2 protein-coding genes are annotated in these 952 nt (G+C 45.4%); both read right to left on the reverse strand.

All coding sequences use genetic code 11. The features are described 5' to 3' along the window. Positions 1-527: type IV secretory system conjugative DNA transfer family protein (locus DXC04_RS15375; protein ID WP_330426493.1), on the reverse strand; the 527-nt coding region annotated here is incomplete at its 3' end. A gap of 254 nt (positions 528-781) precedes the next feature. Continuing rightward, positions 782-940 carry a DUF4314 domain-containing protein gene (locus DXC04_RS15380; protein WP_279220512.1) on the reverse strand — a complete coding sequence of 53 codons (159 nt, stop codon included), beginning with the start codon at positions 938-940 and terminating at the stop codon, positions 782-784. Positions 941-952: the final 12 nt, after the last annotated feature.

Raw genomic sequence — 952 nt, forward strand, 5'->3', positions numbered from 1 at the left:
ATCATCGGGAAGTTCTGTTCTTCCGGTGGAGCTTCATGCAGTAAATACAGCATAAGTGCCTGTAAAAGTGCAGTCTCGGACTTTTCCCAGAACGGATCCGAGCTTTGTGCACCTTTCGGTGTCGTGTTGCGGATCAGGTTATTGATCAGCTTCAGTACATCCTTATCATCCCGGACATACGCAAACGGGTTATAACACCAGGAAGTCTCCGGATTGATCAAATCAAAAACCCGGACTTCATATCCATTCCGTTCCAGGACACCTCCGGTTTTACGCAAAAGTTCTGCCTTGGGATCTGTAATCACCATCGAACAGTTGCACTGCATGATGTTTGGGATTGCATACGTCCGGCTCTTTCCTGCTCCTGAACCTCCGACTACCAGCACATTTAAATTTCGTTTATGCTTATATCCATCCAGTCCCATGCGGAAATGCTGTGTCAGAAGCAGATTCTGCGTGTACTGCTTTTCGCAGTAACGTCTGCAGATTTCGGACACGTTGCCCCATTTTGCGGAACCATGTTCCACGCCTCTTCTATAATTTCTTTTTTGGGATTCATAAATACCAATGCCTAAGAAATAGGCTGCTGTGAATATCAGAATACATTTGAACGTATACGGTGTATACGTGATAAAAAACGGCTGTTCGAGTTTTTCGCTCAGCGTTTCTAAGATTTGAATAAAATTCTTATCCGGTGTAATGGCACAAGCGGTAATCGCTGCCGCCCACCAGACAAATGGCAGAAAGACAAGATACAGAACCCAGTCCTGCTTTTTTGTACTTATCTCTGCAAGTCAGATTCTCTTTTCTTGCGTGGCTTTTCTTCTGGATGTCCCTGTCCTTCTTTCTTATGAAAGGAATCCACTCCCGATATCAGTGAGAGACTTCTGCCGTTGTCCCACTTAACACCAAGCTGGCCTGCATCATCCACATACTGCACAGTTCCTTCCAG

Source organism: Dorea sp. OM07-5, from assembly GCF_003481355.1.
GTDB lineage: Bacteria > Bacillota > Clostridia > Lachnospirales > Lachnospiraceae > Dorea_D > Dorea_D hominis.